The sequence below is a fragment of the Cyclobacterium jeungdonense genome (genome assembly GCF_010994275.1).
Classification (GTDB): Bacteria; Bacteroidota; Bacteroidia; order Cytophagales; family Cyclobacteriaceae; genus Cyclobacterium; species Cyclobacterium jeungdonense.
Map to the genome: position 1 here is coordinate 42002 of NZ_WMCD01000008.1, position 16803 is coordinate 58804.

Annotated in this window: 13 protein-coding genes; 9 read left to right on the forward strand and 4 right to left on the reverse strand. The window is 42.6% G+C overall.

The annotated features are described in order from the left end of the window. Nucleotide 1 precedes the first annotated feature (1 nt). Entirely contained in the window at nucleotides 2-5014 is a 5013-nt protein-coding gene (locus tag GKS34_RS15805; RefSeq protein WP_163385952.1) for a translocation/assembly module TamB domain-containing protein, read from the reverse strand. A gap of 252 nt (nucleotides 5015-5266) precedes the next feature. On the opposite strand from GKS34_RS15805, the gene miaB reads away from it, so the two are divergent. The 6 genes from miaB to GKS34_RS15835 all read left to right on the forward strand — a co-directional run bounded on the left by miaB (nucleotide 5267) and on the right by GKS34_RS15835 (nucleotide 10981). Then, nucleotides 5267-6727, forward strand: coding sequence for a tRNA (N6-isopentenyl adenosine(37)-C2)-methylthiotransferase MiaB (gene miaB, locus GKS34_RS15810; protein ID WP_163385953.1), 1461 nt, complete (start codon nucleotides 5267-5269; stop codon nucleotides 6725-6727). Between the two features lie 16 nt (nucleotides 6728-6743). Further along, a complete protein-coding gene (locus GKS34_RS15815; protein WP_163385954.1) occupies nucleotides 6744-8054 on the forward strand; it encodes a sigma-54 interaction domain-containing protein in 1311 nt (436 codons plus the stop codon). Beyond that, entirely contained in the window at nucleotides 8044-8580 is a 537-nt protein-coding gene (locus GKS34_RS15820) for an LptE family protein (RefSeq protein WP_163385955.1), read from the forward strand. The genes GKS34_RS15815 and GKS34_RS15820 overlap by 11 nt, the downstream gene beginning before the upstream one ends. A 42-nt stretch (nucleotides 8581-8622) precedes the next feature. Beyond that, nucleotides 8623-9465: a DUF8458 domain-containing protein gene (locus GKS34_RS15825; RefSeq protein WP_163385956.1), complete on the forward strand. Its 843-nt coding sequence runs from the start codon at nucleotides 8623-8625 to the stop codon at nucleotides 9463-9465. An 11-nt stretch (nucleotides 9466-9476) separates the two neighbouring features. Beyond that, nucleotides 9477-9848: a preprotein translocase subunit SecG gene (gene secG, locus GKS34_RS15830; RefSeq protein ID WP_163385957.1), complete on the forward strand. Its 372-nt coding sequence runs from the start codon at nucleotides 9477-9479 to the stop codon at nucleotides 9846-9848. Between the two features lie 158 nt (nucleotides 9849-10006). Continuing rightward, nucleotides 10007-10981, forward strand: coding sequence for a sterol desaturase family protein (locus GKS34_RS15835; RefSeq protein ID WP_163385958.1), 975 nt, complete (start codon nucleotides 10007-10009; stop codon nucleotides 10979-10981). 45 nt (nucleotides 10982-11026) lie between these two features. Here GKS34_RS15835 and GKS34_RS15840 read toward each other — a convergent pair whose 3' ends face one another. After that, nucleotides 11027-11737, reverse strand: coding sequence for a hypothetical protein (locus tag GKS34_RS15840; RefSeq protein WP_163385959.1), 711 nt, complete (start codon nucleotides 11735-11737; stop codon nucleotides 11027-11029). Between the two features lie 229 nt (nucleotides 11738-11966). Here GKS34_RS15840 and GKS34_RS15845 point away from each other — a divergent pair, with 229 nt between their 5' ends. The 3 genes from GKS34_RS15845 to GKS34_RS15855 all read left to right on the forward strand — a co-directional run bounded on the left by GKS34_RS15845 (nucleotide 11967) and on the right by GKS34_RS15855 (nucleotide 14511). Further along, nucleotides 11967-12245 carry a co-chaperone GroES gene (locus GKS34_RS15845; RefSeq protein WP_162343507.1) on the forward strand — a complete coding sequence of 93 codons (279 nt, stop codon included), beginning with the start codon at nucleotides 11967-11969 and terminating at the stop codon, nucleotides 12243-12245. 48 nt (nucleotides 12246-12293) lie between these two features. Then, nucleotides 12294-13922: a chaperonin GroEL gene (gene groL, locus GKS34_RS15850; RefSeq protein ID WP_163385960.1), complete on the forward strand. Its 1629-nt coding sequence runs from the start codon at nucleotides 12294-12296 to the stop codon at nucleotides 13920-13922. A 214-nt stretch (nucleotides 13923-14136) separates the two neighbouring features. Continuing rightward, on the forward strand, nucleotides 14137-14511 hold the full coding sequence (locus tag GKS34_RS15855) for a response regulator (protein WP_163385961.1): 375 nt from the start codon (nucleotides 14137-14139) through the stop codon (nucleotides 14509-14511). A 57-nt stretch (nucleotides 14512-14568) separates the two neighbouring features. Here the strand turns inward: GKS34_RS15855 and GKS34_RS15860 are convergent, their stop codons facing one another. Beyond that, nucleotides 14569-15456, reverse strand: coding sequence for a diacylglycerol/lipid kinase family protein (locus GKS34_RS15860; RefSeq protein ID WP_163385962.1), 888 nt, complete (start codon nucleotides 15454-15456; stop codon nucleotides 14569-14571). Nucleotides 15457-15814: 358 nt separating this feature from the next. Further along, a complete protein-coding gene (locus GKS34_RS15865) occupies nucleotides 15815-16795 on the reverse strand; it encodes a PorP/SprF family type IX secretion system membrane protein (protein ID WP_163385963.1) in 981 nt (326 codons plus the stop codon). Nucleotides 16796-16803: the final 8 nt, after the last annotated feature.

Sequence of the window (16803 nt, forward strand, 5' to 3'; positions counted from 1 at the left end):
ATTAATTTTCTGGTTTTTTATCCGATTCATCATTCGGTGACTCCTGGAGGTTTCCGCCATTACGCTGGGTTTCTATCCCTTGCCATAACTCATAAAAGCGGTTAAATTCCCTATTAAAAATGACAGAAATTCCCGTTACAACCAACTGTCCGTCAATGAAGCTTTCGAACTGGTTTTTTCGGAATCCCCGCAAACGGTACCTCCCATTTTCGGTAAGCAGGTATTCGATACTTACATTCCCTAGCAAGGCATTTTCAGTTCCCTTGTTTTGAGAACTTCCTTCGATATCTATCTGACTACCCACCTGCACGACCAATCGATCATCCAGAAAACGTTTACTGGCATTTACATTCAGTTGGGTGCGGGCTTGAGGAGACCCGCTCTGATAATCCTGAAAACTATCCAAATCCATATCCAGCTCCAGGCCACTTCCCCCCAGTACATTGTCAGTTAGACTATTCAATTGCCCGGAAAGCAATTGACTTACACTGGATCTAGCCATAGCCGTGGTACCTCCCCCACCGGCATTATCCCCATTTGGAAAAAACCGGTTCAGCACCAATAGTGAGAAAACCTGTCGATTCAGTTCCCCTTCCCGGTTATTCAATTGCTGCACCTGAGAATACACGGTACCTCCGATGGCTCCCTGCTGCTGCTCCGGCATATCCAGATTAAAGGAAATTAATGGGCTGAGTAATTCCCCATCAATATGCAGATACACTAAAAACGGCAACTCTTGTCTGTACCGCATCATGTTTTCCCTGCTACCACCTGCGGCCGTAGCTGTCATTAATCCTACTGCCGATGTTTTGATCCGATAGATTGCCGTTATATCCATGTTGGCATCGAGTGGACTACCAGCCCAGGTCACGGTACTACCCTCCTGGATATCAAACCTTCTATTAACCAGACTATACAAGCTTAGTTCATAATGCCCCCGGCTAAGCTCATACATACCCGTCAGATTAATCCGGCCGTTTGGGTCAATATTCAACCGGAGGTCTGCCTCCCCTTCCACCAGTAAGTTGTCGCCAGAACGCTGATCAATTACCAGGTTAAAAACCGATTCGGGAGAAACCTTAATCAAAGCAGCAATCTCATACCCGGAAAATCCGGCATTGATATTTTCCTCCAGTCGCTTGGTGAGAATATCCTCTGGATCTTGTCTGTTAACAAATGTAACAACCCCTTCCCGTTCCACGATATCCAACTGAGTTTCTGGAATCACAAAACTCAGGTTAGTACCATTTTCAACGGTCAATTCAGCATCCACCACAGGCAAATTTAAATCTCCCTGAATGGTGACATTCGCTCCAATTATGGCATCTCCGTAAAACAGGTCATTATCCTCCGCCGTCGAATTCAACACCCTGAAATTAGAAGCTTCCAGCCTCAAGTCGAATTCGGGATTCGTAAAGTTAGGCGTTGCTATTTCCCCGTCCAGTCTGAATTCATCCCCTTGCGCATCCTTTATGGTTAGTTGATTTAAATAAACCCCATTTTCATCCAGATCTATTTTTTGGTCACTCAGGGCAAAAACGGCATTGAGGGTGGCTATTTTGAATTCCGTATCATGAAATTGTAAGGTACCCTGATATTGAGGAGAACTTGTACTTCCTGCTACTTCAAAGGATCCTGCCAAATAGCCGGCACCATCCTGAATGGTCCCGCCTGAAAGCCCCGCAAGTACATCCATCTCCAACCGTTCTAACACGAGATCCATATTTAACTGCGCACCGGCGGGGTCAGCTACATAATCTCCCACAAGATCCAGATTAGTGCCGCTATCCCGAAGCGCCAGATTAAAATCGTATGTAGTTTGATCGGTTGAGGACGCCTTGAGGCTAAGGTTACCCAGAGGTACCTGAAGCAAGCCCAAATCACGCACGGAAATATCAGCCAAAAAACCGGTGGCTCCAAATGGATTTTCTATGATTACCTCCCCATTCACCAAACCGGTGGCAATGGTTTCGTCTGCATTAAGCAAGCTCGTAAAAGTAGCCATTCGGAAATTTTCAAATTCCAGGGCAATCGCATTTTCGGACTGATTGGCTATCGATACATTTTGATTTTCCCTACCGAACGTTAAATTTCGGAATTTGGCTACAGATGGTCCAATCAGTACCTCGTTATCCGCTGGAAGTGACCATTCTTTTCTATTGAAAATTAAACTATCCGGGTTAATGTGAAATTGCAGGGTATCCTGTTCGGACCGGATATCCATAGCCACATGCATCAGCGTATTATCCTCTTTATCCAGGGCGTTAAAATCCAGGTAAAGCAATTCTTCCAGGATGTTACCAGTGAAATAGGTGGGTCCCAGTGACACCGGACCGGATTCCAAGCCCTTTAAACCGAACGCAAAGTTAAAATCAGTCGAATCGCTACTGAGCCGCATGCCCAGACTGTCTACTACGAGTCCGGAGTAAGAAATGTATGGAAAATCAACCCTCCCATCCAACTTCTCTTGTACCTCGTCAAAGGTTAGCGCAATAGACCCTTCGTCCATTCCATCCAACCCGGGTAGGAGTATCCGGTCTAATAATAGGGTGGACAGGACTTTTAATTTGAAATCCGCCCGTATTGCTGAAGAACTATCTCTTTCAACAATAGTGGTGCTGTCCGAAAAATAGTGCCGAATATGGCGGTTCAGACTTTCAAACAGCTTGATTGGGTCGGAATTGGCCTGCAACTCCCCCTGTAACAAATTGCTATCTATGGCAAAATCCGTGGTATCGGGTCTTACAATCAGATTTATATCCCAATCTCCCGCAGGAAGGGCCTGCTCATCCAACACTATGTTTCCATTTCGTATCTGAGATTGAAACGTGTAGGAGGTTGTATTTCCTTCCCAATTTGCTTTCAGATCCATGGCTGCCCGGAGTTCCCTGGAACTTAAATTCAACCGATAAAGATTTGCACCGATCAGATCTAAATCCAGGTCAAGATTAAGGTCATCCGGGGTAATTCCAACCGAAGCCAACAATTTCATATCCAGCCACTCATCCTGATGAATAAGTTCCACATTTCCCTGACCGTCGGAAATAGCTGCCTTAAAGCTGAGGCCTTCATAATCGTATTCATTCCAATCCAAGGCTGTAAACTCAGTTTCCACCTGGAGGTCTATTGCCTCCGGCGGTCCCGTATTACCTGAAGCAGCCAATTCAAAACCTACGTTCCCTAATGCCGGGTTTTGAAGCAATTCGCCCATCGGAAACGGACTCAACTCGGATTGAATATCAAATCGGTAGTATTCACCCAAAGCCGCTATCTCTGCATCCAGATTTAGGTGGGCTCCATAAGCGTCCATGCTGGTGCGGACAAAAAAAGAGTCGACCGTCCCTTCACTTTTCAACCTTAAGCTGACATTTCCCGGATAAGCAATACCAACACTGTCTTCAGGATACAATCGGTTCAAATCTCGGTGAATACTGGCAAAAGTAAGGGTATCCAGCCGCCACTCAAGCCGGTCCATGTTCATAGGTTGGTCAATCTGTCCGTTCATATCTACCCGTGTTTCTTTTCCCCAGCGAGCTGAAAAGTTTTCCAGATTGATTTGATTTAGTGTACCGTTCGCGCTTAGCTCTCCACGAAGTGGTTTGCTTTCCAGTATTTGAAGGTAGGGGTCCTCTGCCAATTCTGGCGAAAAATAATACGCATCCGCTAATCCGATTTGCATCGTAGGTAGCCGAACGGTAAAATCGGAGGCTTCTGGTTCAGCCACCAAGGCGTTCAGATCGCGATACCTGAGTTCCATGCTTCCGGAAACCGCGCTGGCAAAGGTAACCAAATACAGGGTATCTAATTTGAAATTCGTATCATCCGCCCGCATTCCCAATTGAAGATTTTTCAAACCAAATCCGGATCGCTCACGAAATGTAAGTTGCTTGATAGAGATGCCTGCACTTTTAGCTTTTAGGAAAAGATTGTTAAGCTCCAGGTTAAGTTCGCTTATTTCAATATCCGCCGGGTCAAAAACTCCGGCGGCACCGTTCTTGCCATCGACTTGATACTTAAAATTGTTTTGCTCCAGGTCTAAAGCCGCTAACTCTACTTCCCAATCCGGCCACCAAATTTTTTTCGCTGACGATTCGGTATCCGTAGGGGCTGCTTCGGATGCTACAGTTTGAGACTGATAATCCACCGAACTGTTTTTTAGTAATAATGATTTTATCAGAACGCGCTTTTCCGGGAGATTGGCTTCCGGTAATTCCAGCAGAAACTCCCCGATGGTAGCCGCCACATCCATTCCGTCCGGCGCGGATTGATACAGCATCTGAATGTTTCTTAGCGAGAGTTGATCCACTACCAGCAGCGGCATTACTGCATCTGAAGTAGGTTCTTCTGTGGATTCCGGAAATGGTTTGGTTTGGGTATATTGTAGCTCACTGTCTTCCCATAGCAGTTTACTTACATGGAATTCCATGTTGTTTAGAGACAGCTTCTCTACTCCCAACTCCACATTTCCCAGCGCCAACATGGAGTTGATTCCGAGAAGGTCATCTTTAAAGTGCACCTTCCAATCCGTAATCTTCACTGGGCCTACCGCTATTTCAGGCAGCGGTTGTGGATCTTCAGAGGTAGTTGAAGAAGGAAGCGTATCGGTATCACTACTTCCAACAAAAGCGTCCATCAGAAAATTAAAGTTAAATTTTCCTTTGCTATCCCTTTGAATATTTGCCTTGAGCCCGTCCCATTCCATACGAGAGATGGAAATTTCATTCGTTCTCAAGTAAGGAATCAATTCCATCCCTGTTTCGAGCTTATTCGAATAAATCAGGGTATCTCCTTTTTGATCCTCCAAAAAGAGGCCTTCCAGATACAGATTTCCGCGGAAAGTAATAAACAAGCGATCGATAGAAACCCGGGTATTCGTCTTATCGGATACATAGCTTGTCAGTTTACCTACGATAATTCCCTGGACATAAGGACTCCTGATTAACAGTAACAGCATTACCACCAATATCCCTATCACCAGAAAAACCTTTCCGGATATTTTTAAAATGCGGCGCACTATTTTTTTACGATCAGTCAATACTACAAATATGGGTAAAAAAAAGAGTGGATAAATCACCCACTCCCATGTATACTTTTTTTACTAAACTAATTATCAATCATTGTACCAAAATTTACAAGGAAATGGAAACGATATCCGTTTCTGTCAAACGAAAAATCCATTTGGAAGATTTGTGCTATAATATTGACGCGTTCCCCTGACAATCTGTCCGTATTTTATTAAATTTGCGCTTTGAATGAAATTTAGCCAATGGAAAACCTTATCAAAGATATCGACATTATCCGGGAGGAAGAAGAGAAAAGCTGTGATTTTAAGGTCACTGCAGATGAGAATACCGGAAAAATAAAAAAGCTATACATTGAAAGTTATGGATGTCAGATGAATTTTTCTGACAGTGAAATAGTGGCTTCCATCATGAAAGACAACGGCTTTGATACCACTTCGGATTTCAGTAAAGCAGATGTAATTTTCTTAAACACCTGCTCTATCCGGGACAAAGCAGAACAAACCGTACGTAAAAGGCTAAGCCAATTCAATCAGGCTAAATCCGCAAATCCTGAACTAACAATCGGAGTTTTGGGATGTATGGCAGAACGGCTCAAAGAAAAATTGCTTGAGGAGGAGAAGTTGGTAGATCTGGTAGTGGGCCCGGATGCTTATCGTGATCTACCCAATTTGGTAGGCAAGGCAGAAGCGGGCTCTAAAGGAGTCAACACTTTTCTGTCCAGGGAAGAAACGTACGCAGACATTTCACCCGTAAGGTTGAATTCCAATGGAGTCTCTGCCTTTATTTCCATCATGAGAGGCTGTGACAACATGTGTTCGTTTTGCGTGGTCCCTTTCACCAGGGGAAGAGAAAGAAGTAGGGATCCACATTCCATCGTAAGAGAAGCCAAAGAATTGTTTGAGAAAGGCTATAAGGAAGTAACACTTTTGGGGCAAAACGTAGACAGTTACAAATGGTCACCAGAGGAGAACAATAAAGCCAGGCTCGATAAAAGGGCAACAGGAGTCTCAGAGGTTATTTATTTTGCCAATTTGCTGGAATCAGTGGCCAGAATTGACCCCAGTCTAAGGGTAAGATTTTCAACCTCTCACCCAAAAGACATCACTGATGAGGTACTGTTCACAATGAAGAAGCATGACAACATTTGCAACTACATTCACCTGCCGGTGCAAAGTGGGAATTCCCGGATATTGTCTCTGATGAACCGGACCTATGACCGGGAATGGTACCTGGAGCGGGTTCAGAAAATCCGGGAAATCCTTGGAGAGGATTGTGGCATTTCTTCCGATATGATAGCGGGATTTTGTTCGGAAACCGAATCCGAGCATCAGGATACACTGAGTATGATGGACCTGGTTCAATATGATTTCTCTTACATGTTTTATTATTCCGAGAGACCCGGAACACTGGCAGCTAAAAAGTTGGTAGACGACATTCCATTAGAAACAAAGAAGCGAAGGCTTCAGGAGATTATCGAAAAACAAAACCAACTTTCCCTCCTTCGTAACCAAAGAGATATCGGTAAGGCACAGGAAATACTGATAGAAGGTCAGTCCAAACGTTCGGCCGAACAACTCAGGGGAAGAAATTCCGCAAACAAGGTAGTCATCGTTCCAAAAGGAAGGTTGAAGATCGGGGAATATACAAAGGTAAAGATCACCGATTGTTCCTCAGCAACCTTATTCGGTGAAGTAATCGATTGATAATCAGAACAGCAGCATGGTCCCTATCAGCGAATCAGAAATATTAAGTGTCAAACAAAGGTTTGGAATCATAGGCAACAGCCCTTTGCTCAACCATGCCATTCAGGTAGCCATGCAGGCTTCTCCCACGGAGATGACTGTATTGATTACCGGTGAAAGCGGAAGCGGAAAAGAATCTTTTTCTAAAATTATTCATGCGCTCAGCAAGCGCAGACACGGTAAATTCATTGCTATTAATTGTGGTGCCATACCCGAAGGAACCATTGATTCTGAGCTTTTTGGTCATGAAAAGGGTTCTTTTACAGGAGCCCATGAGGCCCGAAAAGGGTATTTTGAAGTGACGGATGGAGGTTCCATATTTTTGGACGAAATTGGAGAAATGCCCCTGGGTACCCAGGCTCGCCTTTTACGAGTATTGGAAAACGGTGAATTTATCAAAGTGGGATCTTCAAAAGTACTTAAAACGGATGTAAGGGTAATAGCAGCCACCAATGTGAACCTTCTCAAGGCGGTGGAAAAAGGGAAATTCAGGGAGGATTTGTATTATCGGCTCAATACGGTTCCCATTTTTGTCCCTCCTTTACGCCAGCGGGGAGAGGATATGGTATTGCTGTTTCGAAAATTCACCACTGACTTTTCTGAAAAATATCAGGTAAAACCCATTGTATTATCAGAGGAGGCAAAAAACCTGCTGACAAAGTTCCCCTTTCCCGGAAATATCCGTCAACTCAAAAATTTAGCAGAGCAAATTTCGTTGCTTGAACAAGAAAGGGATGTAAATGCCGAAACATTAGACAAATACTTACCAAAAGAGGGCAGTAGTCTTCCTGCCTCCTTGCCGGGAAATAAGGGGCAAAAAGAAAACTTTTCCGATTTTTCGGAGAGGGAAATCTTGTATAAAGTCCTTTTTGATATGAAAAAGGACATGACAGAACTGAAAAAACTGATCCTTGAATCCTACAGATCTGGAGGATTGGACCAAACGATCATGAAAAAACATCAAAATCTTTTTGATGACATGGATACGGGGACTGCCTATGAGGAAAATTCGAAGCCCTCAAAAAACCTTCCCCTGGTGTTGGAATCATTGAGCGAAAATAAGGGAAATTCTGAGGAGCAAGACAAAGCCAGGAGCAAGTACGAAGAAGATATTATTGAGGATATTGTTCACGAAGAGGATGATCATTCCCTATCGTTAGAAAAGAAGGAAAAGGAATTAATTACCCGTGCTCTAAAGAAACATCATAATAAAAGGAAGTATGCGGCAATGGATCTGGGAATTTCGGAAAGGACGCTTTACCGGAAAATCAAACAATATGACATCTAAAAAAAGAACGATCCTTCTTACCTGCCTTGTTTTATTCTGGATTAGTGCTTGTAAAGTAGAATATAGCTTTACCGGCACCACGTTGGACTACAATGTGACGCAGTCTTTTTCGGTGGCAAACTTTTTCAATGATTCCGGCGGAGGGCCAGCAAATATGGGACAGCTGTTTACCGAAGACCTCAAGGACTATTTTCAAAGAAATACCCAACTTGAACTCATTCAAAACGGAGGAGATCTTCAACTTTCAGGAGCTATCACCGGATACACGATTAGTCCTCAGGCGACGGTATCCAATCCAAACAGCAACCAACCGGACCGCGCAGGCCAAATGCGAATTACGATTAGCGTGGAAGTGGATTATGTAAATTTGGACAATGAGGAAGAAAATGGAAAAAGAACCTTTTCATTTTTTCAGGATTATGATCCCCGAACCACCTCTCTATTGCAAGTAGAAACCGAACTGGTAGAAGTCATTTTTGAAAATATCATCCAGGAAGTTTTTACCTCAACGGTGGCTAATTGGTGAAAAAATAAGTACCTTAATGAAAGTAATTTAAACCGGAATGCTGTGAACTCACAAGAATTTCTATCTCTGCTTCAGAAAATGGAGCAGTTAACTCAGGAAGATTTTAATACTGCCCGTAAGCTTCAGGAAGATTTTCCTTATTTTCTGATACCAAAAATAGTGTGTGCAAGGTACGAGTGGGATCAATCTGCCGAGTCTGCCACTCCTCAATTGCATTGGGCGGCGGTACTCAGCCCCAACCGGAAAAGACTGAAAGGATTACTTACCGGTACCGTTTCACTTCCCCTCCCTTTTACCACAGATGATCCGAGGTTGCCAGAGCCGGAAGAAAAAAAAGAGGTGGATGTCCAACCTTCGGTTGATAAGGAGGAATCAGTAGCTAACGACCCCGTTCCTGCTGATTCTCCGAGCTCATCTTCCAGGCCTAATCGGGATGAAATCCTTCGAAGGTTAGAGGAAAACCTCAAAAAAATAAAAAACAATGACTCCAATCAATTAGGGAAAGGTGCCTTTGAAAAAAAAAAAGAGGATGAAAATCCTTCAAACTCGGAAAAAGAGGGAGGCGATTTGATCGATCATATAGCGCAAAAGGAACAGCGCCGATTAAACGATCGACGTATTAAAGAACAAATGGAACTGATTTCTAACTTTCAGGAAAAGCCGATACGGCTTCCTAAAGAACAGATGGATGAACAGCAAGACTTACCTGACTTATCTGAAAAAAGCACTCATTTAAATGACAACATGCTTTCCGAAAGTTTCGCCAAGTTATTGGTAAAACAAAACAAAAAGCCGGAAGCGATCGAAATATATAGAAAATTAATATTGAAATTCCCAGGGAAAAAGACTTACTTTGCAGATCAAATTGAGAAATTAAAAGCATAACTTCATACCTAATGTTTACAGTACTAATCAGTATCATAATCGTTTTAGCCATTTTGTTGATTTTGGTGATATTGGGCCAAAATTCCAAAGGAGGCGTAGGAGCCGCTTTTGGCGGTAGTGCGTCTCAAATCATGGGTGTAACAAAAACAGGGAATATACTTGAAAAAGCTACCTGGGTTTTGGCAATCGCCATTTTGGTACTTTCATTGGGATCTTCCGCATTTCACCAGACCAGTGCTCCGTCCGGGTTCAGTTCTCCAAATGTAGAGAATGCCCAAAGACAAATGTTGACTCCTTCATTTGATGACGAATCCCTGCTACCTACGGAAGGGGAGGATGCCGATGGATTGGATTTGAATGCCGATCCGGATTCCATTGAATAGAAGTGATTTACATGAAATTTAAAGGCCTGTTTTTACAAACAGGCCTTTTTTTATATTTTTTCGAAAATTTATTTCAGACCGAAAACATTGAAGATGAACTGGAATATGATTAATTTAACGTTTTAACAACCATAAAAAATCAACCAAATTCACGATTTATGTTTGAAAATCATCTAACAATGGAAGATTTGGGCGCAGACAAATGGCCCAATGTCATTCTGTGGGCGGCTCCAGTGATGTTCTTATTGGTCTTCATGGAATGGGGAATCAGCTTATATCAAAAAAAAGATACCTATGATAGCAAGGATTTTATGGCAGCCACTACCATTGGTTTGGTGAACGTGGGTATCAGCGCGCTACTTAAAGTTTTTATCTTTGGAATTGCCTTGTTTTGCTGGAACATGGTCCCCTGGAAAATACCCGCCACCTGGTGGTCGTTTATAGGTTGCTTTTTTGCCATAGACTTCTTCCGATATTGGGCGCATCGGGTTGCTCACGAACAACGGTTTTGGTGGGCAACGCACATTACCCATCACAATTCTTCCAAATATAACTTCTCCGTTTCCTTCAGGCTGGGTTGGACGCAACATATCAAAATCATCTTTTTTGTTCCGGTAATGCTTATGGGATTTCACCCATTTGTGTTTTTCATTTGTCACCAAATTGCAGTTTTATATCAATTCTGGATCCATACAGAATACATTAAAAAATTGCCAAGGCCCATTGAATATTTCTTTACCACACCCTCCCACCACCGGGTCCATCATGCAAGTGATGCCCATTACCTGGACAAGAACTACGGATCTACATTTATAATTTGGGATAGAATCTTCGGCACCTTTATGCCGGAAAAAGAAAGACCCACTTATGGTATCACCAAACCAGTCACATCTTATAATCCCGTATACCTTAATTTTCACGAGTGGGCCGATATAGTCAAAGACCTTAAAAAGGCTAAAAATAGAAAGGAAGTATATCAGATACTATTTGGAAAGCCAGGAGATGAAGTGATAAAAAACAGAGAGTTGAGAGAAAAAGCGTTGCAGGAAGAAATTCACCCGAAAAAAACAACAGTAGCTCCTACTCCCATTCTGGTGAGCAATGAGAATTCACTGTTGAAAAAAGAAGATTGATTTTATTTATCAGCCATAAAAAAGGAGGGAAATTCCCTTCCTTTTTTATGGCTGAACATATTGCAACAAAAGACGTTTGCTGACCGGTAAAAAGCTTTCTTCCAGCGGAACATGTTGCGCAGATTGAATCTTCCAGGTCGAAGGATTTGGTAAATCAGTAAACTTTTTGATCAGATCCATTTTGATGTGTTCGTAGGTAAGCGTCAGACTCCTTTTGACGGATTCCACAAAACGAAGGGCAATGCCCCTAAAGCGATCCATGCTATTCTGGAACAGGTTGATTTGATAACGATAGATGTACACATCCTTGGAATGGTTATACGAAAGCAGGGCATACCCTTCTTTTTGATAAATTGGGGTCAATCCAACCGGTTCTATTTCCAAGTGGCTTTCGATAAAGTCATAAATGGATTTACCTTCTTCAATTTGCTGTTTAATTTTTGGTAAAGAGTACACGATGATATCACCCAGTTCTTTCATTATATCATCTTCCTCCATTTTATTCTTATAAGATATTTTCATTTTTTTGAAATCAACTCCTTCCAATTTTTTAGGAAGTGCCAGTTTCAATTGGTTCCGGTTCTGGTCCAGGTGGCTGAGCTTTTGGTGATGTGTGATTAATTCGGTTAGTGCAGGATACAGCTTTACGGCCTGAAAATTTTTATTGACAGTTTTAAGATAAGCCAAGAGTACGTACTTTTTGTACTCAAAATCTATCCATCCTTCTGAGATCCAGTTTTCTGATAATTTGTCCATAAGTTAGCGAAGTTAAATCCGGTGATAAAAATTACGAAAATATGTCATGTCATGCAACTCGCCGCAGAAAAAATGACAGGTCTAAAAAACCGTATCCCGAGTGCCTGTCAGAGAAGGAATGTAAATAGGACTTTATGTCAGGAAAAAGCTACGCTATAGGATTGGCACAGAAAGTGTGAGTATGGAAATCGTATTGTAGAATTCAAACTTTAAAAATAACTCAATTACAATGTCTAAAGTTAACATCCAACCTCTAGCGGACCGGGTTTTAGTAGAACCCGCTGCTGCAGAAGAAAAAACAGCTTCAGGACTTTATATCCCTGACACTGCCAAAGAAAAACCACAAAAAGGCACCGTAGTAGCTATCGGTAACGGCAAAAAAGACGAGCCTTTGACTGTAAAAGTCGGAGACACCGTTTTATACGGCAAGTATTCCGGTACTGAGCTTACTGTAGAAGGTGCTGATTATCTGATCATGAGAGAAGCGGATATATTCGCTATCCTATAAGGATCCTTTAATCGAGTTTAATTAATACTAACGAAAAAAGATTAAAATATGGCTAAGGAATTATTTTTCAATACCGACGCGAGAGATCGTCTGAAAAAAGGAGTGGATGCGCTTGCAGACGCAGTAAAAGTAACATTAGGTCCCAAAGGCCGAAATGTGATTTTGGACAAAAAATTCGGTGCTCCCACCATTACTAAAGATGGCGTAACCGTTGCAAAGGAAATTGAACTGGAAGACGCAATCGAGAACATGGGTGCTCAATTGGTAAAAGAGGTTGCTTCCAAAACTGCTGATGACGCAGGGGACGGAACCACTACTGCTACCGTTCTAACTCAATCTATTTTTTCAGTTGGGATCAAAAACGTAGCAGCCGGAGCCAATCCAATGGACCTCAAAAGGGGAATTGATAAGGCTGTTAGTTCTGTTGTAGATGAATTGAGAAAAGCTTCCAAAGAAATTTCTACTTCTAAAGAAATCGCTCAGGTTGCAACTATTTCTGCTAATAACGATGATGAAATCGGTAAGATGATTGCAGATGCAATGGAGAAGGTGGGTAAAGACGGTGTAATTACCGTTGAAGAAGCTAAAGGAACTGAAACTGAAGTAAAAACCGTAGAAGGTATGCAGTTTGACAGGGGTTACCTTTCTCCTTACTTCACCACCAATACGGAAAAAATGGAAGCGGAGCTGGAAAACCCATATATTCTTATCTACGATAAGAAAATTTCTGCCATGAAAGAATTGCTTCCTATCCTAGAGCCCGTAGCTCAGTCTGGAAGGCCTTTGTTGATCATTTCCGAAGATGTGGATGGAGAAGCTCTTGCCACCTTAGTAGTGAACAAAATAAGGGGAGCGCTAAAGGTAGCGGCTGTGAAGGCTCCAGGATTTGGTGACCGAAGGAAGGCCATGTTGGAAGACATCGCTACACTTACCGGAGGCACCGTGATTTCTGAAGAAAGAGGTTACAAGCTTGAAAACGTAACCGTTGATTACCTGGGTACTGCTGAGAAAGTCAACATCGATAAAGACAACACTACCATCGTAAACGGTGCTGGTGAAAAATCAGCTATCGAAGGTCGAATCAATGAAATCAAAAGTCAGATAGAGAAAACCACTTCTGACTATGACCGGGAAAAACTTCAGGAGAGGTTGGCCAAATTGTCTGGTGGCGTTGCCATCTTGTACATTGGTGCAGCTACTGAAGTGGAAATGAAAGAGAAAAAAGACCGAGTAGATGATGCCTTGCATGCCACTCGCGCCGCCGTTCAGGAAGGTGTGGTAGTAGGTGGGGGTGTTGCTCTCATCCGTGCTGCTGTTGCTCTTGAAAAACTTAAAGGTTTAAATGAAGACGAGGATACAGGAATCAACATCATCAAACAGGCTGTTGAGTCTCCTTTAAGAACTATCGTTTCCAATTCTGGAGGAGAGGCTTCTGTTGTAATCAATAAAATCAGAGATTCGAAAGGTGATTACGGCTACAATGCCAGAACAGATATATTTGAAGACTTGTTTAAAGCAGGCGTAATCGATCCTACCAAAGTGACTCGATTGGCACTTGAAAATGCCGCATCAATTGCAGCATTACTGTTGACCACCGAATGTGTGGTAGCAGATATCAAGGAAGAAGCTCCTGCCGGCCCTCCAATGGGAGGCGGCGGAATGGGTGGTATGATGTAATCCATCTATCCCATATTTCTGAAAGGGGGAAGCTGATAGCTTCCCCCTTTTTTATTTGTAACTGAAATAAAGAGAAGATTTTTGACTTATGTCCGATCTCATCATCCTGAGAGGAAATCGCAAAAAATGAACAGAATATTTTAATACTGAGATTATAGTGTTAAATTTCTGAAAATAGAGATCGAGCGAGAGAATAGTTATTATTTTAAAATCAATGCACCCATTCGATTTAATTGTTTTAATTGATGATGACCCTATTAATAATTTAATCAATAAACGGTTAATCAACAAGTTAAATTTATCACCAAAAACCATCGAATTTTTAGAGGCAGAGCTGGCGCTTGAATACCTGAAAAATCCGGAATTGGCAAAAAAGATATTGATTTTGGTGGACATCAACATGCCTGTTATGAACGGCTGGGATTTTTTGAGCCATTACGTTGAGCTTGAAAACAAAAGAAACGACCGTATTATCATGTTATCGAGTTCCATTGATTTTCAGGATCGCCAAAAATCAAAGGAGTTCCCGTTTGTAAGCGGATTTATTGAAAAACCCCTTACAAATGAAAAACTGGAAACCTTAATTTAACCGTGTATTCTGAATTTCAAATCTTGTATTCAAAATAGATGAAGCAGAAATCTTGTTTTAGTCCATCTTTTCTTCCTGATAATACAAACAGATTTCCCCTCTACGAATCTGGACTTTAATTTCTTCAGGACTCTCTGCCATTTCACCGTCGATGTGGAAAGGTGCCTTGTCCGGATTGGAAAGTGTTAAGGATTGACAAGACCAACTTCGAACGAAGTCTAAATGACTAAAATCTTTTTTTTTGATCATGCCATAGGCCAATTCCAACCAATCGGATAACCCCTCTGGGTTAAGGGCAATAACTTCAAAAATACCATCATCCATCCGGCCATTCGGATTAATGGTAGCCCCGGTACCATATTTTGGCCCGTTGGCTATTACCAGCATTTTTGCATCTACCCATTCGCATTCAGCGTGTGTCTTCACTTGAAATCGATACGGCTTGATCTCAAAAAAACTTGCCAGTGAATTTTTAAAATAGGAAACCATGCCGCGTTCATCTCCGCCCTCAAATTTTCTTATAAGATCAGCGTTAAAACCCAAATCGCAAAGATGCAAACACACCTGTCCGTTTACCTCAAGCAGGTCCATCGGTTTACTTCTCCCCTGATCCAGAATCTTTAGGCTATCCTCCCAGGATTCGATACCCAGACAGGTGGCCAGGCCGTTGGCAGAGCCAAAAGGAATGGGTAGCAGACAACATTCGTTACTTTCTAATGCTTGTGCGACCATTTTGATCGTACCGTCTCCGCCGCCAACTAAAATTAATTCATAATGCTGCTCCTTTAATGCTGCTTTTATCTTTTCTCCGTCATTCTCCCCTGTGGTTTTCCATAATTTAAGGGTATATCCTTTCGCCTGATCCAGAATGGATTGGACAATTACATCTTTGTCAGGCAAATCCCCTGAAAAAGGGTTGAGCACAAAAAGAGCTGATTTATTCATAGTTGGTAAAATTGATTGGAATAAACGGTTTACATAGGGCAAATATCCTTACAACCTGCCTCAAATATTATAGTAAACAACATAGAGTCAGATCACCTGAAATCTACCTTGGATCGAAAATGTGGCTTCGCGCAGGGATGGTAAGGAATTCCATAAATTCTTTAACAAAAACTAAACCAGTAAACAAGTTCGGGTAAAAAATTAACACAAATACAGCGTTTGCCCGAGCCTCTGCTGAACTGTAATAACTCCGTTTTCAGGTGTTTTTATTCCCACCCTATTCAAAGAAAAGCAAAAGGCAATGCACGGATGGTGCATTGCCCCTGCTTCGCATTTGCGAATTATTCGCTTATTTTAGTTACCAAATAGGAAGAATAGTTCCTTTCTCGTCCTGATTTTTGGGAAACAGGTTAAAGATCGCCGTGAATTCATGAATCCTTCCAGGCAGCTGGTAAGATTGAGCCAGCGGAAATTCATATACATATCCCAGGCGCATGCGATCCGTCAATACGCCAAATTGCAGGTTGCTAGAGTAGTTGAACCGATGCCCCCCTCCTATCCAGAGCCGGTCCATCAATAGCGTTTTCAGATTGATGTCAAATTGATCCGGCAATCCTTTCTGCGTCCGGTAAAAGGCATTGGTAATGAGTGCCAGATTCAGTGTCAGCCTTTCCCGATATCCCGCCTGTAGCATTTTGCTGGCCGGGTAACCTTCCATAAAATCATCTCCCGAACTTATTTTTCCTCCATTCACCCGATGCATGCCGTAACTCAGGTAATAATTCGGATGGGTAAAGGCCAGCCCCAGGTTGAAATCCAAAATTTGCATGGTCGAAAAAGTACCCATGTAGTTGCCCAGTGTCGCGTCGTTTTGCTCCTCTACCGTAAGGGCATTCCCGTCCAACCCTATTTGCTGGTAATTAATGCCGGCACCTAACCGCAATTGGTGATTTTCGGTAATTCGTACCCGGGATGCATAACCCAACATCAGCTCCGTTTCCTTAAAAGCCCCATAGGTATCGTGCAGCAGGTTAAGGGACAGGGCGTTTTGGCCCATTCGAGCCGGATCCTCCAGGCCCGCAAGTTCACCGAGATCCATCTCGGCACTTACAAAGTAGGTTTTCGGTGCTCCTTCCAGCCCTGCCCACTGGTTCCGAACAAAGCCCCTCAGCGTACTCCCCTCGTAACCTGTCAGTCCGGGATTAAAATAACTCTGAAAATGCGAAAACTGACTGATGTATTTGCGGGACTGTGCCTGTAAGCTAGTCGCCCCCAGCAGTGCTACCAATCCGGTAACAAATAGCTTTCGCAGCAGATGGGTCTCTAAAAATTGCTTCATTTTTTCTG